Here is a 20,736-nt window from a genome sequence, read left to right as displayed (position 1 = left end):
CGGCACGCCGCCTACCGGGTCAGGCAATCTCAGCCATGATCCGCTTCAACCCGTGCTGCCACGTCGGCAGTTCGATGCCGAAGTCCTGCTGTAGCTTGCGGTTGTCCAGCACCGACCACGCCGGGCGCTGCGCCGGGGTCGGGTACTCGGAACTGGGAATCGCCTCGACTGTCGGCACCTTGGCCAACAGACCGCTGGCCAGCGCTTCGGCGAAGATCGCCTCGGCAAAACCATGCCAGCTGGTCTGGCCCGATGCCGTCAGATGCCACGTTCCCGACAGCGCGCCCGGATGCTGCAGCGCCTGCACGGTGACATCAGCAATCAATGCCGCCGGCGTCGGCGTGCCGATCTGGTCGGCCACCACACGCAGCTGATCGCGCTCGGCGCCGACGCGCAGCATCGTGCGCAGGAAGTTCGCGCCGTGCGAGGCATAGACCCACGCAGTACGGAAGATCAGATGGCGACCACCGGCCGCACGCACCGCATCCTCGCCATCACGCTTGCTGGTGCCGTACACGCCGAGCGGCGCGGTCGGTTCGTCTTCGCGGTACGGGGCCGTGCCCTGGCCATCGAACACGTAGTCGGTGGAGTAGTGCACGAACGGTACGTCGTGCGCTGCACACCAGCGGGCGATCACGCCCGGCGCTTCGGCGTTGGCGGCGAATGCAGCCTCTACCTCCTGCTCGGCACGATCCACGGCCGTGTAGGCGGCCGCGTTGACTACCAACGACGGCTGCAGCCGGTCAAGCAGGGCCGGCAGACTGTCGGGCTGGCCGAAGTCGGCCATTTCGCAGGTGCTGCCATCAGGCAACTGGCCGCTGCGGGTGGTCGCAACCACCGTCCCCAGCGGTGCCAGCGCGCGCAGCAGTTCCTGGCCGACCTGGCCGTTGCCACCGAATACCAGAACGGTCATGGCACGTAGACCGGTAGGCGGTCTTCAGCAATGTCCTTCAGGAAGGGAGCGTTCTCGTCCTTGGCCGACAGAATCGGCAAACCCAGCGGCCAGTCCACCGCGATGTCGGAGTCGTTCCAGCGAAGGCTGGAATCGTATTCCTTCATGTATACATCGGTGCAAAGGTAGGAAAAAAGCGCGCGATCAGAAAGAACCGCAAACCCATGGGCGAACCCTTCCGGAATCCAGAACTGCCGCTTGTTTTCCGCGCTGAGAATCACCGCCTCCCAGCGCCCGAAGCTGGGTGAACCACGGCGGATATCCACCGCGACGTCGTACACCTCTCCGTCAAGCACGGTCACAAGCTTGCCTTGTGGATGCGGCCATTGATAGTGCAAACCTCGCAACACGCCCTTGGCGGAGGCGGACACATTGCTCTGCACGAACGTACTCGGCAGCCCGAGTTCACTGAAGCGCGCCTTGTTCCACGTCTCAAAGAAAAAACCGCGTTCGTCGCCGAACACTGCCGGCTCGATCACTTTACTGCCGGACAGCGCGGTCTCGATGATCTTCACTGAACCACACCACGTTGCAGCAGTTTAGTCAGGTACTGGCCGTAGCCATTCTTGCTCAACGGCGCGGCCAGAGCTTCAAGCTGCACCGCACCAATCCAGCCCTGCCCGAAGGCAATTTCCTCCGGACAGCAGACCTGCAAGCCCTGCCGGGTCTGGATGGTCTCGATGAAGTTTGACGCTTCCAGCAGCGACTGATGGGTACCCGTATCCAGCCACGCGTAGCCGCGGCCAAGCGCTTCCAGATGCAGGTTACCCTCGGCCAGATAGCGCTTGTTGAGATCTGTGATCTCCAGCTCCCCGCGGGGCGACGGCTTGAGCTCGGCAGCATGCGCGCTCGCATCTCCGTCGTAGAAGTACAAGCCGGTGACCGCGTAGTTCGAGCGCGGGTTCTCCGGCTTCTCCACAAGGTCGATTACTTTCGCGCTCTTATCGAACTCGGCCACACCATAGCGCTCCGGGTCGTTGACCCAGTAGCCGAACACGGTCGCTCCATCCTGGCGCTGGTCAGCACGCTTGAGCACCTCGCGCAGGCCGGTCCCATGGAAGATGTTGTCACCCAGCACCAGACAGCTCGGCTTGCCGCCGACGAAGTCCTTGCCGATCAGATAGGCCTGCGCCAGGCCATCGGGACTGGGCTGCACGGCGTACTGGATGTCCATGCCCCACTGCGAGCCGTCACCCAGCAGCTGCTGGAACAGCGCCTGTTCGTGCGGGGTGTTGATGATCAGCACTTCACGGATGCCCGCCAGCATCAGCACGCTGAGCGGGTAGTAGATCATCGGCTTGTCGTACACCGGCAGCAGCTGCTTGCTGACGCCCTTGGTGATCGGATACAGCCGGGTGCCGGAGCCGCCGGCGAGGATGATGCCCTTGCGTTGGGTCATGTCGTGTCCTTGGTTCAGGCCGCGGTGCCGATGCGCTGCAGGCGATAGCTGCCGTCGAGCACGCCGTTCACCCATTCCTGGTTGTCCAGGTACCAGTCGACGGTAAAGGTGATGCCCTGCTCGAAGGTGTAGGCCGGTTCCCAGCCCAGGTCGTTCTTCAGCTTGGAAGCGTCGATCGCATAGCGACGGTCATGGCCTGGGCGATCGGCGACATAGGTGATCTGGCTGCTGCGCGGCTGGCCGTCCGCGCGCGGGCGGCGCTGGTCCAGCAGCGCACAGATCGCCTGCACCACTTCGATGTTCTGCTTTTCCGAATTGCCGCCGACGTTGTAGGTCTCACCCACCTTGCCCTTGGCCAGCACGGTGCGGATCGCCTCGCAGTGGTCGGACACGAACAGCCAGTCGCGCACCTGCTTGCCGTCGCCGTACACCGGCAGCGGCTCGCCGGCCAGCGCCTTGGCGATCACCAGGGGAATGAGCTTCTCGGGGAAATGGTACGGGCCGTAATTGTTGGAGCAGTTGGTGGTCAGCACCGGCAGCCCGTAGGTGTGGTGGAACGCGCGCACCAGATGATCCGACGCTGCCTTGGAGGCCGAATACGGCGAATTGGGCGCATACGGGGTGGTTTCGCTGAACTTGCCAGTCTCACCCAGGGTGCCGTACACCTCGTCGGTGGACACGTGCAGGAAGCGGAAGGCTGCGCCCTGCTCGGCCGGCAACGCCTTCCAGTAATCGCGCACGGCCTCAAGCAGGCCGAGGGTACCGACGACATTGGTCTGGATGAACGCACCCGGCCCGTCGATGGAACGGTCGACGTGGCTTTCGGCGGCGAAGTTCAGCACGGCATCCGGCTGGTGTTCGGCCAGCAGGTGGGCGACGAGCGCCTGGTCGCCAATGTCGGCTTCGACGAACACGTGGTCCGGATTGCCATCCAGCGAGTCCAGAGTCTTGAGGTTACCCGCGTATGTCAGCGCATCCAGATTGATGACGCGCACGCCTTTGGCGACCGCTTCGAGGACAAAGTTACCGCCAATGAATCCGGCTCCGCCGGTGACAAGCCATGTGGGCACTACCTTTTCTCCTGTTCGATGCGCGCCAGGGACCCTTGGTGGTGCCCCAACTCAGCGCAACAGGATACATGCCGACCGTCTTCACGACCGCCCCCCCAGCGTGAACAGTGGCGGATTTACGCCCGTTTCATGCGGCACCGCAGCACAACCATACGCATTCGCATGGTGCCCCTGCGCCAGTTAGAATCACTGTCCCACCCCCGAACCGGTTGCTGTGTACAGAATCGGACGTTCCCCCGTTATTGAAGGATCGAGCACCAGATGAAAATCCTCGTCGCGTACAAGCGCGTGGTGGACTACAACGTCCGCATTCAGGTCAAGCCGGACGGTTCCGGCGTGGTCACCGACGGCGTCAAGCTGTCGCCCAATCCCTTCGATGAAATCGCCCTGGAAGAAGCGTTGCGCCTGCGCGACAAGGGCATCGCCAGCGAAGTCGTGGTCGCCACCATCGCCCCGGCAGACGCCCAGGCGCACCTGCGCAACGGCCTGGCCATGGGCGCCAATCGCGCCATCCATGTGGTCACCGACCAGGCCATCCAGCCGCTGACCGCCGCCCGTACCCTGCTCAAGCTGGTCGAGAAGGAACAGCCGGACCTGGTGATCCTCGGCAAGCAGGCCATCGACGACGACGCCAACCAGACCGGCCAGATGCTGGCCACCCTCTGGAGCCGTCCGCAGGCGACCTTCGCCAGCAAGCTCGACATTGCCGACGGCAAGGCCACCGTGACCCGTGAAGTCGACGCCGGCCTGGAAACGCTGGAAGTCGACCTGCCGGCCGTGGTCACCACCGACCTGCGCCTGAACGAGCCGCGCTTCATCAAGCTGCCCGACATCATGAAGGCCAAGGCCAAGCCGCTGGCGACCCTGCAGCTGGCCGACCTCGGCGTTGAAGCCGCCGATACCTTCAAGACCACCCAGTACGCCGCGCCGTCCAAGCGCAGCAAGGGTGTGATGGTCAAGGACGCGGCCGAACTGGTTGCCGCACTCAAGCAGAAGGGGTTGCTGTAATGAGCAGGATTCTCGTCATCGCCGAGCACCACGACGGCAAGCTCAACGCCGCCACCGCCAAGACCGTCAGCGCTGCGGCGGCCATTTCCGGCGCCAGCATCGATGTGCTGGTGCTGGCCGCCGACCCGACCGCCGTTGCGGCTGAAGCGGCGAAGATCGCCGGCGTCGCAAAGGTCCTGACCGTGGCCAACGCCGCCAACGCACAGGCCCTGGCCCAGGTGCTGGCGCCGCAGATCGCGCAGCTGGCCAAGGGCTACACGCATGTGTTCGGCCCGTCGACCACCTTCGGCAAGGACCTGATGCCGTGCGTGGCCGCCCTGCTCGGCGTCAACCAGGTCTCCGATCTGATGGCCGTCGAAGGCAGCCACACCTTCAAACGCCCGATCTACGCCGGCAACGCGATCATCACCGTGGAAGTGCCGGCCGATCAGATCGTGGTCGCCACCGTGCGTGCCGCCTCGTGGCCGGAAGCCGCCCAGGGTGGCAGCGCCGCCATTGAAGCGGCCAGCGTCGATGCGGCCCTGCCGGGCCACACCCGATTCGTCGGCCTGGCCGCCGGTGCCAGCGACCGCCCGGACCTGCAGAGCGCCAAGCGCGTGGTCTCAGGTGGCCGTGGCGTCGGTTCGGAAGAGAACTTCAAGGTCATCTTCCAGCTGGCCGACAAGCTCGGCGCCGCCGTGGGTGCCTCGCGCGCTGCGGTGGATGCTGGCTACGTGCCCAGCGACCTGCAGGTCGGCCAGACCGGCAAGATCATTTCGCCGGAGCTGTACGTGGCCGTGGGCATCAGTGGCGCGATCCAGCACCTGACCGGGATCAAGGATGCCGGTACGATCGTGGCGATCAACAAGGATGCGGATTCGCCGATCTTCGAGATCGCTGACATCGGCCTGGTGGGGGATCTGTTCGCGATCCTGCCGGAGTTGGAAGCGGCGCTGTAAGGTTAAGCTGTGAGGTAGTAGGCTCTGCCGCGTCGGCCGCCTTGTGCGGCCGACGTTCTTCCCGCCCCATCCAGGATTCCCTGCCAGCGTGTCTTCGTCGTCCTCAACGCCAGTGCCACAGAGTGACTTGCATCGAAATGTGATGCGGGCCGGTTCGTTCACTCCGGATGTATCCGTCGTCGTTCCAGTTTACGGGTGCGCCGGCTGCCTTGAAGAACTGACCGAAAGAGTGCTGGCGGCGATCACCGGCATGGGCCGGACGGCTGAGGTGATCTTCGTCGACGACAACAGCCCGGACCAGGCATGGAGCCGCATCTGTGAACTATCCCACCTGCACGCGGAAGTACGCGGCCTGAGGCTTTCCCGAAACTTCGGACAGCACGCAGCCATCAGTGCGGGAACCAGCCGCGCCCGCGGCAACGCCATCATCGTGATGGACTGCGACCTGCAGGATGTCCCCGAAGAGATTCCTGCACTGCTGCAAGCACTGACACACGACGTCGAGATCGTCCTCGGTCAGCGCATCGAGCGTCAGGACACATGGTTCAAACGCACAGGTTCACGCACCTTCTATCGCACCCTGGGTTGGCTCACTGAGACCAACTACGATCCAAGCACCGCGAACTTCGGCGCGTACAGCCGACAGGCCATCGATGCGATGAATGCGATGCCTGAAACGGACCGATTCCTTCCGCTCCTCGCTCGTTGGACCGGCTTTAGGACGGCCCGCATCCCCGTCGAGCACGCGCAGCGCAGCGAGGGCAAGAGCGGCTATACATTCGGGAAGCTGCTGCAGATGGCGACCCGGATTGCGCTCTCCTTCTCCGACAAGCCGTTGCGATTGGTGATGACCGCGTCCTTCGCGCTCGCCGGGGTCGGCCTGTGCGTTGCCGCCTTTGCCGTCTACCGGTATCTGATGGGGGACATCCGTGTTGCCGGCTTCACCAGCATTCTCGCCTCTGTCTGGCTAGTGGGTAGCTTCATCATGGCCAGCATCGGCGTGGTCGGCCTCTATGTGGGACGTATGCATAACGAAACCAAACGGCGCCCGCAGTACCTGGTCTGGCAGGATTCCTGGAGTGTCCGCCATGACTGAACATCGTCTACTCAGCCCCTCGCCATTGGACTCGAAACGTTTCGCGATTCGCGTCGAGCGTGCAAACATCGGCGCGAATACGCCTGAAGACATCGCCATCCATGCGATTCACGCTTCGTTGGCCGATCTGATCATCGCGCGTTTCCCCGCTGGTGCCTGCACGATCCCCAATGCACTCATACAACAGGGGGAGACGCTGATCCATGCCGACACGCTTGTCTACTATGACACTCCCCTTCCCTCCCCGGCCGGCAAAGAAGCCGGCAACGTGCGGCGTGCGTCGGCGGCCGATCTTGAAGCGATCCGCCATATCGCGTCTGGGGCCTTCCAAGGCTATCGCGCTCACTATGCCGCCAACCCGTTGCTGCCAGCCAAGCAGATTCTCGATGGGTACATTGAATGGGCGCAGAGTCGTGCGGACCCTACCGGTTCCTCTAACGATACCTGGCTGGTGTTCGACGAAGACGCCGCGGCAGGCTTCGCCACGTGTGATGTCCAAGGCAAGAGCATCGAGATCGTGCTGAACGCCGTCCATCCTGCCTTTGAGAGGAGGGGACACTACGGAACGCTACTGCGTCACCTGCTTCACCACTATGCGGAACAGGGTTTGACAAAGCTGAGCATTTCCACGCAAATCTGGAACTACACGGTACAGCGTCAATGGTCGCGTTCCGGCCTGCTACTGGCAAATGCCTACGATACCTTCCACATCGATCGCCGCTTGAACGCGCAGCGGAGCAAGCCGTGAACCTCACCAGTGCCTTTTTCCCCTGGCTCATGGTGGCCGCCACCGTACTCCTCACAAGCTATGGCCAGCTTGTCATCAAATGGCAGGCCACTTCCTACCAGGCGACCAACTTGGGATGGCTTGGAAAACTGCCGGTCGTGTTCCAGTTGCTGCTGCAACCGTGGGTGATTTCAGCCTTTGTCGCTGCGTTCGGTGCTTCACTGTGCTGGATGCTGGCCGTTTCGCGGCTTGAGCTCAGCCGTGCCTATCCGTTCATGGCACTGAATTTTCTCATCGTCTGCATCGCAGCCGTACCCTTGTTCGGCGAGGTATTCACCTTGTCCAAGGCCATCGGCCTGGCCACAGTCATCGTCGGCCTGATTATCATCAGTCAAGGCTGATCTCACCCTGCTTCCCGCGAAGAGACCTCATGATTCCGTTCAATCGCCCATTCATGACCGGCAAGGAACTCCCCATGATTGGCCAGGCTCATGCCAATGGCCACCTGTCAGGAGACGGCCCGTTTACCAAGCAATGTCACCAGTGGCTGCGTGACCGTACCGGCGCCGCGACCGCACTATTGACTCATTCCTGCACTGCAGCGTTGGAAGTGTCGGCCTTGCTTCTGGACTTGGAGCCGGGCGATGAAGTGATCATGCCGTCCTTCACCTTTGTATCGACTGCCAATGCTTTCGCCCTGCGTGGTGCAGTACCGGTGTTCGTCGACGTGCGTCGCGACACCCTTAACATCGACGAAACCCTGATTGAGGCTGCGATTACCCCGCGTACACGGGCCGTCTGCGTCGTCCACTACGCTGGGGTGGCCTGCGAAATGGATGCCATCCTCGAGATCGCCGGGCGCCACGGCCTTGTGATCATTGAAGATGCGGCGCAAGGCATCATGTCTCGCTACAAAGGGCGCCCCTTGGGCACCATTGGCGATCTCGGTGCCTTCAGTTTCCACGAGACCAAGAATGTCATCTCCGGAGAAGGTGGTGCGTTGCTGTGCCGGGACGCGAAGTTTGGAGAGCGTGCGGAAATCATTCGTGAAAAGGGCACCAACCGCAGCCGCTTCTTCCGAGGCCAGGTGGACAAATACACTTGGGTGGACGTCGGGTCATCCTATCTGCCCGGCGAAATCATCGCGGCCTTCCTTAGCGCGCAGTTGGAAGACGCTGAAGCGATCACAGCCCGACGCTTGGCGATATGGGATCGTTATCACGCCTGGGCGGCACCGCACGAGGCCGCTGGTGCGTTGCGGCGCCCGATCGTTCCCGATGAGTGTGCACACAACGCGCACATGTATTACCTGTTGCTGCCCACCCTAGAAGCCCGCACCCAGTTCATCTCCAGCATGAAGGAACGTGGCGTGCAGACGGTGTTCCACTACATTCCCCTGCACTCTTCGCCAGCAGGCGAGCAGTTCGGCAGGACGGCTGGAGCCATGCCTGTTACCGATGACATTAGCAGCAGATTGGTTCGCCTGCCGCTCTGGCTAGGTCTCGAACCGGAACTGGACGCAGTATTGAGTGCTGCCGATGCAGCAATTCACGCGGTGCAGTGATGACGAGCCCAGCATCAGTGGCACGCCAGACGGATCCTGGTGACAGCATTCCGTCCCATGCGGGGTGTGGTCAAGACCATTCATGGAAGCGCCACGTCGATGCCGGCATGCTGTTCCTGCTGGCATACGTCGCATTTTTCCTGGCTTCGAAGCTCATCGGCTTCACGACGGGATACGCGCTTGACGATTACGGCATCATCCGGCAGGGCGGGAACGAGAGCCTCGCAGCGTTCTTCATTTCGCAAGGACGCTACGCCAGCGCCCTGATGGATGTCGTCGTGCACGCCAGCCATCTGACGATGTCGAGCTTTTCGACAATCGGCCTTGCCGCGACCACAGTGTTTAGTGGGCTGTTCTTCAAAGACGCACTTGATCTTCCAAAGAAGGGTTCGGCCTCAGTCGCCATCGGCCTTGGCGCTTTGCTGGGCGCTCACCCCTACTACACGGAGTACGTGTCTTTCCGTCAGTCAGCGCTGCCCATGTCCATGATGTTCCTTGGCATGTGGTACGCGCTTCGGCTGTATAGAACCGCGCTGGCGAATCACCCGGTCCGGCTGCTCCCGCTGATCGGAAGCATCTTGGTCGGCACGCTGGTGATGGGTTTCAACCAACTCACCACGTCCTTCCTGGCCATTGCGGTGTTGTGCGTGCATCTTCGCCGTCAACAGCGGCACGCCCCGCTAATGCTCGGCGCAGAAATCCTGCGGCGCGCGGCCTGGATCTCCCCGATCTATCATGCGGCATTGGCCGGAGCAGTGTTGATTGTTGGCAACATGCTCGTAGCCAAACTCTGCATTGTCGTGTTCGACACGCCCGCTCTGCAGCGTACCCAGTTGGTCGCCACTGGAATGCTCGCGGAGCGCGCCACCGACGTCATGCGCCTGCTTCCGTTGCTCTGGGCACGTTCGGAGACGATTGTAGCCTGGCCCTCCAAGGTCATCGCGCTGACCGCCTTCGTCCTTCTGCTCGCGGCTGTTCTTCCCCGGAATCCCCGCTTGGCCGGCATCGCACTCGCTACCTTCATAGTTGCCACGGCTGCGGCACTGATTCCCACGGCTGCATCTGCGTCGTGGTGGCCGGTTCCACGAACACTGATCGCAGTCCCGTTTGCCTTGGCTGCAGCAATCGCCATGGTGATTCCAGTCGATAGCAGGAGAACGTCACTTGCCGGCATTCTTCTGATTGTGAGCGCCTGTATTTTCGCGGCACACAGCACAACCGTTCTTTCGAATCAGCAGCGCTTGAACCGCTGGGATCAGATGCAGGCGAGGGATATTACCCAGCTCGCGAACGAGAAGTACCCCGACACCTCTGGAAAGCTGGCAATCGTCGGCCCCTCATGGGCGCACGATATCGCCCAGAGCATCGCCCAGGGAGATCTAAACATCTCTGCATTGAGTGTCGATTGGGCCCTCGATCCCTTGTTCGATGAGGCCACGGGGCGTGATCAGACAGTTCGTCTTGCCCCGGAGTTCAGCGAACTGTGCTCGACTTCGCCAAAATATCCAAACTCCGCTTCATTGCATCGCGAAGGTGACGAAGTCGTCGTCTGCATGCACTGACCAACGTGTCAGCGGCCAGCTCGCGTGGCCGCTGACTTGTCGGTGGACGCCCCCCTCTGATCCGTTTGTGTTCTGAAATTACCCATAGGTACTTCAAGATGAAAGTGTTGGTAACCGGCGGTACCGGATTTATTGGCTCCCATACGACGGTTGAACTGCTGGCACGCCACCATGACGTGGTCATCCTGGACAACCTTGCGAACAGCGACGCGACCGTCGTAGCTGGCGTGACCTCCATAGCTGGACGTGCCCCTGTGTACATCGAGGGCGACATTCGCGATCGCCCTCTTGTCGAACGGGTCCTTCGCGAACACGATATCGATTCGGTCATCCACTTCGCCGCGTTGAAGTCGGTTGGCGAATCATGGCAACGCCCCCTCGATTATTTCGAGAACAACATCTCGGGCACGATCGCTTTGCTGCAGGCAATGCAGGTTTGCGAGATCAAGAGATTCGTGTTCAGCTCCTCCGCGACCGTCTATGGCGAACCGGATCAGTGCCCAATTCCAGAGTCCGCCGTCACGCGCACAACCAATCCCTATGGGCGGACCAAGCTCATCTGTGAACAGCTGCTCGAAGATGTCGCGGCCACCTCCCCGCGACTTAATGTTGCGTCGCTACGCTACTTCAATCCGGTTGGCGCCCACCCTTCGGGCTTGATCGGTGAGTCCCCGAGCGGGATACCGAACAACCTCATGCCCTATGTGTCGCAGGTCGCCAATGGCCAGCGCGCGTATCTGCAGGTGTTTGGCGATGATTACCCAACCATCGACGGAACGGGCGTGCGCGATTACATCCACGTCGTTGACCTGGCCATCGCCCATGTGCGGGCGCTCGAATACCTAGACCGCACAGCGCGCAGCACCACGTTGAATCTTGGCACCGGCCATGGTTATAGCGTCCTTGAAGTGGTTGCTGCGTACGAGCGCGTGATCGGACGCAGCATCCCGGTTCAGATCGTGCAGCGGCGCCCGGGCGACGTCGCGTCGTGCTTCGCGGACCCATCTCTCGCGAGTGAGCTGTTGGGATGGACGGCCACGCGTGATCTGGATGATATGTGCAGGGACGCCTGGCGCTGGCAGCTGCGGCTGGCGTCCAGAAAGGAGTGACCCAACGATGTCGCCTCGACTTGATGCGGATGTCACCGCCCTTATCACTTTCCACCGTGAGGGTTTGTTGGCACACAAGAGTCTTCTCTCGCTGTTTCGCTGCAGAGAGGCCGCAGAGCAGGCGGGCATCTCACTTGAGATTCTTGCGACGCTTGATCGAGCCGACGAGGAAACGACGCGCATTCTTTCAGGACATGCACAGAGCGGAGCCGTGGACCGCCTGTTGTCCCTGGATTGCGGCGACCTCGGCATGTCGCGAAATGCCGGCGTCCTGGCCGCTTCCGGGAGCCAGGTCCTGATCTGTGATGGGGATGACTATCTGTCCGCCGACTTCATTGTCCGTTGCAGAAGATTCAGCGACCTGCATGCACGGAACACGATCCTGCATCCCCAGCTCGTGGTTACGTTCGAGGCGGAGACCGCACTCTGGTGGCAGACAGGCAGCGACGAGGCAACGTTCGATTCGGCGTGCATGCTGGTCACGAACCCTTGGAATGCCTGCAGCTTTGCGTCCCGCGACGTCTACCTCCAGACGCCGTATGCAAGAGCCCGTCCCGGAGAGTCCGGGTTTGGATTTGAAGATTGGCATTGGAACTGCGAGACCCTCTCCAAGGGCAATGCGCATCTGGTCGTACCAGACACGGTGCACTACGTTAGAAAGAAGAGTTTTGGCTCGCTGAACAATGCCCATTCAAGCCAGGATGCCCTGATTCCTCCGACCAGCCTGTTCGACCTTCAATGACCGTTCTCCGGCGTATTCTTCGCACTGCTTACCACCTGTTCGACCAGCTACTGCTCGGGCGGTTGCCGTACAGCCTCCAGCGCCGGTTGATCGCGGCGATGCTGCGGCTCGCAAAGATCATCCGTCCATCCGGAAACTGGCCCTCGGTCGAATCGCTGCTTGTCCGCCGGGTATTGCTTCCCCCGCCACCTTCAATGCGCACCCTGCCCTTATGGGCCATCGAGGATCTGCGGGATCTGTCGATCCGGGTGGACCCGCTGTTGACACCGGAACTTGTTCTGGGCCGGGCTCCGGTGGCCTTCATGCCTCCGCTCCATTGGACACAGGCAGGCCACGCTTATCAGCGCCTTCGACAGAGAATCGGCAACGGGCAGTTCGACACCATCATTCTGGTTCCGTGGCTGAAGCGCGGAGGTGCCGATCTCGGCGCCCTCCACCATGCGCGTGCCTGCAAGGAGGTGTTCGGCCATCGAACGCTGGTGCTTGCCACTGAAATCGGCAGTTCTCCGTGGGCAGATCGGCTCGATCCATCGATTCCCTTCATCGAGCTGGGCCCTGAGCTTTCGCTTCTAAGCAACACCCAGCATGAGCAGGAGCGGGTGCTTGCGCGCCTGCTGATTCAGCTGGCTCCCAAACGGATCCACATCATTAATTCCCATACAGCATGGCGTTCCGTTGAAAGGTATGGGAAAGCCATCCGGCAGAACTCCCGGGTATTTTCCTCACTCTACTGCGATGAGCTTAGTCCTGAAGGACGCCGTGAGGGTCTGGCGCAACACTATCTGCCCACTTGCCACCGATGGTTGGACGCAGTCATCACCGACAACAGCGCCTCGCCGCGCGATTGGTGTAGAACGCTTGGCGCGGATCCAGCACTGTTCCACGTGGTTCATTTCCCTGCCCCTCACATGCCGCCAGCGTCCGCCGAGCAGGACAATGTTGTCGCGGGTAAGCGACTCCTGTGGGCAAGTAGGCTGGAGCGGCAGAAGCGACCAGACGTACTCATTTCTCTGGCGGAATCGATGCCGGATTTCCACTGGGACGTCCATGGCTCGGCGCTCAATGGCAACGACCCGCATCTGAAGCAATTGAAACGAATGAGGAACGTGAGCCTGCATGGGAGCTACGAACGATTCGCCGATATCGTCAGCAGCGGCCATCTGGCGTATGTATACACGACACGCTGGGATGGCCTTCCAAATGTACTGCTTGAAGCGGCAAGTTGTGGCATCGCGATTGTTGCCCCCAACGTTGGCGGCATCAGCGACCTCATTCGGAGTGAGCAGCTGGTTTCTAGTGAGGCCCCCCTGGATGACTACAAAAAGATCATCCGCAGTCTGGTCGACATGGAGACGCGTGCTCAGTGGCTCAGCGAACAGAAGAACAGCGTCTGCAGGTTCACTTGGGAGCGGTTCATTGCGGAACTCCGGCGGGTTCCCCACTACGCCCAACCGGATCAGTGAACCTGAGCGCGAGGCATAGCTCAGCGGATTTTCCGAGCGACGAGCAGTCCACTACCGCCGATGGGAAAGCGAATCCCGGCCTTGATCAGGACACGCTCGACGGCCATTGCCGCTAGCAGCATCCGATTGAGGATCGGGGAAAGCCTCAGCTCGGCATTGGGGTCGTCGGCAAGAGCATCTTTCCGGGAGAGCCGAGAAGCAACCATCATCGGGAGCAATAGGCTCACGAACGACGTGTCCAATTCAACGCGGAAGCCTGCACGCTCGACCTTCCTGCGCAGCTCACCAACACGATAGCGACGCACGTGGCACGCGTGCTCGTCCGTCACACTCCATAGCCACTGATGCTGCGGGACAGTGAATATTGCGCCCCCCCCTGCGGCCAGCGCGCGATGGATCTCGACCAGTACATCTTCGTCCTCCTCGATGTGTTCAAGCACATCGAAGGCTCCCACGACCTCGAATTCATCCTGATAGGGAATGCGTCTGGCGTCCATCTGGAGTAGTTCGGCCTGCCCCAGACGGGCGGCGGCGAATGGTAGGCCGGCGCTGAGTATCTCACTGCCGGCCATCCTTACCTCGGGAAACGCCTTGGAGACGCTATCGAGAACGAAACCAGTACCGCAGCCTATTTCAAGGAAGCTCTGCATCCGGGGAAAGTGTCGCCGGAGCGCCCATATAAGTAGATGATTGCGAGCTTCGAACCAGAAGTTTCCAGCCTCGAGGCTGGCGAGCTCGGAGAAAACCTCGGGATTGAATCCACTGGTCGCGATCGCTGACTCCGGGGCGAACGCTGGGCGCCCATCAATGATCGGCGGCCCAACGCCACAAGCAGGGCAAACCCAGGTAATCGCCTCATAGCAGTTGCGGCACTTGGTACATTGCTTCATGCTTCGCCTCTCCGGTCCAAAGGGGGTCAACAGCCAAGCTTCGTGCGGCGCGAGGGCCCTTCTACGCCAGGAAATCATCACCGATACTGCGGGGAACCGGGACAACTGTGCAAGTGCATGGGCGAAAGCGCCTCCCGCGCGCCACAGGCTGCGGTCACATGTGGCGCCTGCACAGCCGAATCAACGCCTGCGAAGCCGTCGAAGAACACGTCCGAGCCGGGACTTCACTGATGGCGGAAGCGGTAGCTTCGCACCCATGCGCCTGACTACCTCAAAGATGCCGACTGTTCCCTGCGCGTCGAACCGCCTTGTTTTTGCGAACCGAGTGACTGCCCGAATCGGCCGGGTCAATTTCCATGAACGACTGTGCACGATGCCTTGGAGAAGCTCGCTGGCATTACGCTCCGCTTCGTGCGCCTGCCGCCATCGAATGTGCTCATGCTCCGCCTGCTCCCGATATTGCCGCGCTTCCGCGCCCACACTTGTGAGCCGTTCACGGTAGGCCTCCAATCGCTCTTCGATCGACTGTCTGTTCTTGTCCGTGTCGTCTCGCACCGCCTGGGCGTTCTGCAACTCAGCGTTGAGGCGATTTATGTCCTCCTGCAAGCCACAGACAGCAGACCAGCTCTCGTTCAATCGCATCTCCATCCGCGGCTCGCCCTTGAAGTTGAACGAACGGCGCGCAGCATCACGATTCAACGCCGACCACTCCAGCGTGTTCTCCACACGCGGCAGTTCACCGAGCCGCGATTCCAGACGCCGAACCCAGGTAGAACGCTCTTCCAGATTCAGCGAGTGATCAACGGTCGGCATGTGTTCGAGGAACGATTCAAAACTGCCCTCCACGCCAAGTGATCTGCGCTTCTGGTCATAGTAAGGATTGCTGCTCCGGAGCCAGCATGGAATGCCATTGAATTGGAGCCAAAGGGTGACATGGTAGGAACATACATACCCGTATTCCCCCTTCAGCACTGCCGGCGCCAATGCCTCGCCCCCCTTCATGATGTAGGAGACCAGCATGATCGTGTTCATGTCTACAAAGGGAAGTCCTCCCTCCAGGCGCTTCACGGTCTCAATCGAATCGACGACCTCTTCTCGCGAATCCTGGAAGGCCTGGAAGAGCACAAGGTCACGGTCTCCGGACCGCTCGGAAAGCAAGCGCATATGAGCCGAGATTTCCTCGATTTCGGCGCCGTTGCCCGTGTATCCGGAGGAGTTGAGGTGTAGGAAGGCTCCGGTGGTGGCACGCTGCGGCGTGAGAACCTGCGACAGCTCCAGCAGGGGCTCCACCGCGTCGTCGAACGAGTAGTGCGCGTCTATTCCCAACGACTGCATGGTGTCCAGCGAGTCGCGATCGCGGACGCCAACTAGCTGCGGCCGGAATGCATTGATGTGCGCCTGAACCGTTGGGGCATAACTCTTCGAAATTTGCTGGCCGGAAATGTAGTACGCCGCGCCAGGCAGATGGTGCAGAAAGAACTCTGTCACCTGCAACACGAAACTTCCCCACATCTCATTGAGGAAGCCACCGCCATAAAGCTGGACGCAGGCTACGTTACGCAGCGTCCGCACCCGTGCAAGTCCCAACTGCTCGGCCCGCTCGGCGCTCAGGGGCTCGGAGGAAACAAACATCTGCACATCGACGCCATATGACTGGCGCAATGCCGATACGCCAACGTGGCGCGAGATCGCATCCAACGAAAGCACCGAAACGACAGAGAGAGAAGAGGCACGCTTGAGCCGGTTGATGCTTCCCATGTGTTGCAATAGGTCGCCAAAATTGCCATAGCCAAAGTCGCTACCGATCAGTACTGCCTTCGCGCCTTCGCAGGCGAGGAGATCAATGCTTTGCGTATCTGCATAAAAATGGAGGTGTTGCATCAGACAACCTTGCGACTATTCTCGGGGGCCAGACAAAGCACGTCATTGACTTGCCGGGCGAAAGCGTCCGCGCCATGGCGCGTATTAATTAGATTCCGGCCGGCTTCCGCCATTCCACGCAGATCCGTGCCATCCGCGTAGAGTGAAACTATGGCGTCGACATAGGCATCGACCAGGGCCGCATCATCATCCATTGAAGGAATGAGCCACCCGTTCACGCCATCCTGCACCACCTCGCCAATGCCACCCACATCCGGGGCGATGATCGGCAAACCGGCACCCGCCATCTCAAGCAGGATGTTGGGCAAGCCATCGAAGGCGGTTGTATACAGGAAAGCATCGTACTCGCCCACCGGCAACTCGCTGAAGGTCGTAAAGCCACCGCGGTATTTGATCTTTGCGCCGCTTTGGGCAAAGAGATCCTTGGCATTGATACTTGGATCAGACATGCCAAATGCGTCAATTTTGACGACCAAACCACGCTGTAGCAGTCCTCTAGAGATCGCCGCGACGAGTTCAGGCCGTTTTTCTGGCGCCACGCGAGAAGCCCAAAGCAGCTTTTTGCGAGTTCCCAAACCACTGACGCTTTCGGTATTCACTGCGTCGCAGCGTGCATAGATTGGCCGGTAAGAAGGCAGAGACCCCAGGAAGGCGCTGTCGGCGGCAACGATCGCCTCGCAATCGGTCAGCACACGCCAGAACCCGGCCAAGTGTCTGCGCAGCACGCCTGCTCCCCAAGGTCCGCGCAGGACCTTGCCCTTCCATCGATAGGTTCCATCGCTGAAACGGTAATAGACAATCCGGAACAACCTTGAGAGCACCGGCGCATAGGCATCCAGCAGCCTGTGGGCGAAAGCGGATGATTTTACGTGCAGCCTCGCGTCACCGTCGCGGACGGCCAGCATCACCCTGATGGTCAACGCATCCAGATCTGCGATCTCCAGATGCGGAAACGCATTGCAGATGTCGATGAACACAGACCCCGTCGGCAGCTTATTGACCCACTCATGCCTTCTCGCCCTCTCACCAGCCAGCACAATGACCCTCGCTGATGGCTGCTGTGTGACGATCTCGTTGAGGACCTGCAGGATGTACTTCTCCGCCCCACCAGCATTGAGCCAAGGAAGCAGGACGATGTCGGTAAACCGGCCATCACCGATCATCCGGTACAGACTTTCCAACTGCATGCCCCAATGATTGGGGTTCCAAGGCATCGGGCTGTAGCTGCCCGCGCCCTCCACCCGATGCGGCTCGATCTCCGGCTCCAGCTGTATCGCTTCCTGCAGAAACTCCTGCAGGATCTCCGATTCCGCGATGCGTCGGGTCGTGTCCTGATCGAAGATCGACCGCCGTTTGGCTAGCATGGCATTCCAGTCGCCGGCTCGCTTCCTGCTCTCGCGCATGTCGGCGAGAAACACGTCCTGATCGAACAGACGACTGTGTGGAATCAACCGGACCGATGCTGCGTTGGCTTGGCGCAGCAGACTACCGGACCGTTGACGGTAGAAAATAACGGTATTGGGTGCGACGATCATGTCGTACCCGGCCGAACGCAACTGGCAGTTGAAATACCAATCCTCATACGCGAACCCGCTTGTCACCCGAAGGTCGTCGTACTTCAAAGTATCGAAGGCGGAGCGCTGGATAAAGATGCGCGACACATAGGGATGCTGGAGCGCGAAATCGGCTGCGGTCAGATACTTCGAATCCACATAGCGCACGTTGTGATACTGCTCACCAAATGCGCAGAGGTACTCAAGGAATACCGCAACCTTGCCCCCTTGATGCCCACGCGCAGCCTCAAGGAGCGCAACAATGGAATTGGACGACACCAGATCATCCGCGTCCGATGTCCAAACATACTCGCCCTTGGCACGTTCGATGCCGGCATTTCGCGCCAGGCCCAACGAGCCGACATCAACATCGACTTCTTCGACTCCTGCGAAGGCGGAAAGGTCGTGCGATCGAAATACCTCGCGGGTCGCATCGTCGGCGCGATCAAAAACCGCTACAAGCTCCACGACGATTCCCTCTTCCCCTGCCTTCTTCGCGCATTCAACCAGCGATTTGAGGGTGGGGAGAAGATAGAGCGCTTCCCTGTGCATGTTCAACACGACGCTGACGTCAATTTGATTCATCAGTAGCTCACCTTGAAAGGCATCTTGAACTTGAACCACATAGGCTGTTCAACATCGGCCATGACGTCGAAAACGGCAGCCAGCTCGTCCGCGTAGATGGTCACGTTGTCGCTGCGATCCCATCGACTGACCTGGTTAACCCGGAGTGCCACGGAATAGGATTGCCCGCCCCGCAACTGATTGGGCGAGTTAAACCGCACCTTCAGCACCTGGCCGGCAACCACGTCCGTGCCCTTGCGCTGCGAGTTAAAGATGCTCTCGCCAGTCAGATCCTGCCCGAACTGGTCCTTGATCAGAAACCCCACACTGATGTTCTTCAGCGCCCGATAGAAGCGAACGTCGACAGCCAACGTGAGTTCTTCGCCCTGTTCGATCTTCTTGCTCGGAAGACCCTGCGCATCCACCAGTCCCACGCGTTCGATCCGGAGTACGGCACCATCTTCAGGTCGATGATCAGTCCCCGCTGCCGCGATATCACCGCGCTCAACAGAGAGCCCCGCCGCATGCATCGCCTCCGCTTCTTCCATATCTGCTGGTACATGACCACTGGCATCGGCCGCCACCTCGTTTGCCTCGAGGATGATCTTGTTGTGCTCGACGAAAACGTCGTTCATGTAAGCATTCGTCACCTCGGTGACGTTGCCATGCATCTTAAGCTCACCTGCGTCGATCCAGATGGCGTAGTCGCACAGCGCACGCACAGCATCAATCGAATGGCTGACGAACAGGACCGTGCAGCCGCTTTCCATCAGCTTGCGCATGCGCGCCATGCTCTTGTGCTGGAACCAGGCATCACCAACGCTCAACGTCTCGTCGACGATCAGGATATCGGGGTCCACATGGATGGCCACCGAGAACGCCAATCGCGCGAACATGCCACTGGAATAGGTTTTGACCGGCTGATGCACATGGTCGCCGATGTCGGCAAAGGCGATGATCTTGTCCAGCTTCCCGTCGATCTCGGGCCGCGTTAGGCCGAGCAGTTGGGCATTCATGTAGATGTTTTCGATGCCGGTGAATTCCGGATTGAAGCCCGAACCCAGCTCCAGCAGCGCAGAGACTCGCCCGGCCACCCGGGCTTCGCCCCCCGTCGCGGCCAAGGTGCCGCAGATAATCTGCAGCAGCGTCGACTTGCCTGCACCGTTCTTGCCGAGAATGCCGTACACCTGGCCCTTGGGAATGCTGAAGGACACGTCCCGCAGCGCCCAGAACTCACGATAGAAGCGCCTCCCGCTTCTCCCCAGCATCATCTGCAGCAGCCGATCACGAGGCTTATCGTAGATCTGATAGCACTTGCTGAGTCCACTCACTTCGATGGCGTTTTCAGATGACATCGGCGAAACCCTTTCTGGTCTTCTGGAACCAAGCAAACCCAAGTGCAGCCATCACCAATGACAACCCGAACATCTTCAGCCACATGAACCAGTGCATGCTGCCGTGCCAGATGAGCAGTTCACGGGATTGTTCGATGAAGTAGGTGAGCGGACTGAGATACAGGTAGGGTCGAAATGCCTCGGGCATCGCGGCGGTGGGGAAAAAGACGGGTGACATGAACATCAAAGCCATGGTGACAACGGCGATGGCCTGTCCGACATCCCGCAGGTACACGCCCAGAGACGCCAGGAACCAGGAGAGCCCCAGGCACATCAGCAGCAGCGGGAAGAGAACGACAGGTAGCCAGAGGGTCTGGATCGAGGGCACCCCAAACAACACGATGTAGAACAGCAACCACACCAGCATGCTGACTGCGAAGTGGAAGAGCGCTGCGCCGAGTGAAACCACTGGAAGGATCTCCAGCGGGAATATCACCTTCTTGACATAGTTTGCGTTGGAAAGGATGAGAGAGGGCGCGCGATTTAGGCACTCGGAGAACAGACCGAAGATCATCATGCCGATGAACAGGACCACCGCGAACTCTGTCTTTGAACCTGAACCACCTGCCCAGCGAGCCTGAAAGACCACGCTGAAGACGAATGTGTAGACCACAAGCATCAGGACGGGGGTGAAGAAGGACCATAGGAGGCCCATGACGGAGCCCCTGTAGCGGCCGACTACCTCCCGCTTGATCATTTCGAGAATCAGATTGCGGTAACGCACGATCGAGCGTAGCGCGGTGGTCGGCGCCAGGCTCATCGCTTGGTTTGAATTGAACATTCTTGAGCTTCCTGAATTCCCGGCATTGCGTCCTCCGGCGGAA

19 protein-coding genes are annotated in these 20,736 nt (G+C 60.4%); 10 read left to right on the top strand and 9 right to left on the bottom strand.

The genetic code is table 11. The features are described from left to right. Nucleotides 1-19 precede the first annotated feature (19 nt). Genes rfbD through rfbB form a run of 4 tightly spaced genes read right to left on the bottom strand, consistent with a single transcriptional unit; the run spans nt 20 to nt 3,421 of the window. Nucleotides 20-913 (bottom strand): dTDP-4-dehydrorhamnose reductase, encoded by an 894-nt coding sequence (gene rfbD / locus AC13GI_RS13195; protein WP_482996531.1) that lies wholly within the window; start codon nt 911-913, stop codon nt 20-22. Continuing rightward, nucleotides 910-1,467 (bottom strand): dTDP-4-dehydrorhamnose 3,5-epimerase, encoded by a 558-nt coding sequence (rfbC, locus tag AC13GI_RS13190; RefSeq protein WP_482996530.1) that lies wholly within the window; start codon nt 1,465-1,467, stop codon nt 910-912. Before rfbC ends, rfbD begins: the two co-directional genes overlap by 4 nt. After that, complete coding sequence (gene rfbA, locus AC13GI_RS13185; RefSeq protein WP_482996529.1) at nt 1,464-2,351, bottom strand: glucose-1-phosphate thymidylyltransferase RfbA; 888 nt, start codon at nt 2,349-2,351, stop codon at nt 1,464-1,466. Before rfbA ends, rfbC begins: the two co-directional genes overlap by 4 nt. Nucleotides 2,352-2,365: 14 nt before the next feature. After that, complete coding sequence (gene rfbB / locus AC13GI_RS13180; RefSeq protein ID WP_482996528.1) at nt 2,366-3,421, bottom strand: dTDP-glucose 4,6-dehydratase; 1,056 nt, start codon at nt 3,419-3,421, stop codon at nt 2,366-2,368. Between the two features lie 261 nt (nt 3,422-3,682). On the opposite strand from rfbB, the gene AC13GI_RS13175 reads away from it, so the two are divergent. The 10 genes from AC13GI_RS13175 to AC13GI_RS13130 all read left to right on the top strand — a co-directional run bounded on the left by AC13GI_RS13175 (nt 3,683) and on the right by AC13GI_RS13130 (nt 13,630). Next, on the top strand, nt 3,683-4,429 hold the full coding sequence (locus tag AC13GI_RS13175; RefSeq protein WP_482996527.1) for an electron transfer flavoprotein subunit beta/FixA family protein: 747 nt from the start codon (nt 3,683-3,685) through the stop codon (nt 4,427-4,429). Further along, complete coding sequence (locus AC13GI_RS13170) at nt 4,429-5,367, top strand: electron transfer flavoprotein subunit alpha/FixB family protein (protein ID WP_482996526.1); 939 nt, start codon at nt 4,429-4,431, stop codon at nt 5,365-5,367. The genes AC13GI_RS13175 and AC13GI_RS13170 overlap by 1 nt, the downstream gene beginning before the upstream one ends. A 142-nt stretch (nt 5,368-5,509) precedes the next feature. Next, nucleotides 5,510-6,463, top strand: coding sequence for a glycosyltransferase family 2 protein (locus tag AC13GI_RS13165; RefSeq protein WP_482996525.1), 954 nt, complete (start codon nt 5,510-5,512; stop codon nt 6,461-6,463). Further along, complete coding sequence (locus AC13GI_RS13160) at nt 6,456-7,211, top strand: GNAT family N-acetyltransferase (RefSeq protein ID WP_482996524.1); 756 nt, start codon at nt 6,456-6,458, stop codon at nt 7,209-7,211. The genes AC13GI_RS13165 and AC13GI_RS13160 overlap by 8 nt, the downstream gene beginning before the upstream one ends. Then, on the top strand, nt 7,208-7,591 hold the full coding sequence (locus tag AC13GI_RS13155) for a DMT family transporter (RefSeq protein ID WP_482996523.1): 384 nt from the start codon (nt 7,208-7,210) through the stop codon (nt 7,589-7,591). Before AC13GI_RS13160 ends, AC13GI_RS13155 begins: the two co-directional genes overlap by 4 nt. A 29-nt stretch (nt 7,592-7,620) precedes the next feature. Beyond that, nucleotides 7,621-8,754, top strand: coding sequence for a dTDP-4-amino-4,6-dideoxygalactose transaminase (gene rffA, locus AC13GI_RS13150; protein ID WP_482996522.1), 1,134 nt, complete (start codon nt 7,621-7,623; stop codon nt 8,752-8,754). A gap of 107 nt (nt 8,755-8,861) precedes the next feature. Continuing rightward, nucleotides 8,862-10,316 (top strand): hypothetical protein, encoded by a 1,455-nt coding sequence (locus AC13GI_RS13145; RefSeq protein ID WP_482996521.1) that lies wholly within the window; start codon nt 8,862-8,864, stop codon nt 10,314-10,316. A 98-nt stretch (nt 10,317-10,414) separates the two neighbouring features. Next, nucleotides 10,415-11,425 carry a UDP-glucose 4-epimerase GalE gene (gene galE, locus AC13GI_RS13140; RefSeq protein WP_482996520.1) on the top strand — a complete coding sequence of 337 codons (1,011 nt, stop codon included), beginning with the start codon at nt 10,415-10,417 and terminating at the stop codon, nt 11,423-11,425. 7 nt (nt 11,426-11,432) lie between these two features. Then, nucleotides 11,433-12,167 carry a hypothetical protein gene (locus AC13GI_RS13135; protein ID WP_482996519.1) on the top strand — a complete coding sequence of 245 codons (735 nt, stop codon included), beginning with the start codon at nt 11,433-11,435 and terminating at the stop codon, nt 12,165-12,167. Further along, entirely contained in the window at nt 12,164-13,630 is a 1,467-nt protein-coding gene (locus tag AC13GI_RS13130) for a glycosyltransferase family 4 protein (RefSeq protein WP_482996518.1), read from the top strand. The genes AC13GI_RS13135 and AC13GI_RS13130 overlap by 4 nt, the downstream gene beginning before the upstream one ends. Before the next feature lie 20 nt (nt 13,631-13,650). On the opposite strand, the gene AC13GI_RS13125 is transcribed toward AC13GI_RS13130, so the two are convergent. The 5 genes from AC13GI_RS13125 to AC13GI_RS13105 form a co-directional block, all read right to left on the bottom strand. Beyond that, complete coding sequence (locus tag AC13GI_RS13125) at nt 13,651-14,520, bottom strand: class I SAM-dependent methyltransferase (RefSeq protein ID WP_482996517.1); 870 nt, start codon at nt 14,518-14,520, stop codon at nt 13,651-13,653. Between the two features lie 180 nt (nt 14,521-14,700). After that, a complete protein-coding gene (locus AC13GI_RS13120; RefSeq protein ID WP_482996516.1) occupies nt 14,701-16,401 on the bottom strand; it encodes a hypothetical protein in 1,701 nt (566 codons plus the stop codon). Continuing rightward, nucleotides 16,401-18,539 (bottom strand): glycosyltransferase, encoded by a 2,139-nt coding sequence (locus AC13GI_RS13115; protein ID WP_482996515.1) that lies wholly within the window; start codon nt 18,537-18,539, stop codon nt 16,401-16,403. The genes AC13GI_RS13120 and AC13GI_RS13115 overlap by 1 nt, the downstream gene beginning before the upstream one ends. Next, on the bottom strand, nt 18,539-19,873 hold the full coding sequence (locus AC13GI_RS13110; protein WP_482996514.1) for an ABC transporter ATP-binding protein: 1,335 nt from the start codon (nt 19,871-19,873) through the stop codon (nt 18,539-18,541). The genes AC13GI_RS13115 and AC13GI_RS13110 overlap by 1 nt, the downstream gene beginning before the upstream one ends. Further along, a complete protein-coding gene (locus AC13GI_RS13105; RefSeq protein ID WP_482996513.1) occupies nt 19,863-20,693 on the bottom strand; it encodes an ABC transporter permease in 831 nt (276 codons plus the stop codon). The genes AC13GI_RS13110 and AC13GI_RS13105 overlap by 11 nt, the downstream gene beginning before the upstream one ends. Between the last annotated feature and the right edge of the window lie 43 nt (nt 20,694-20,736).

Source organism: Stenotrophomonas sp. 82F1 (genome assembly GCF_056861525.1).
Note: the sequence above shows the minus strand (reverse complement) of the source record. Positions and strands in the feature narration are given on the sequence as shown.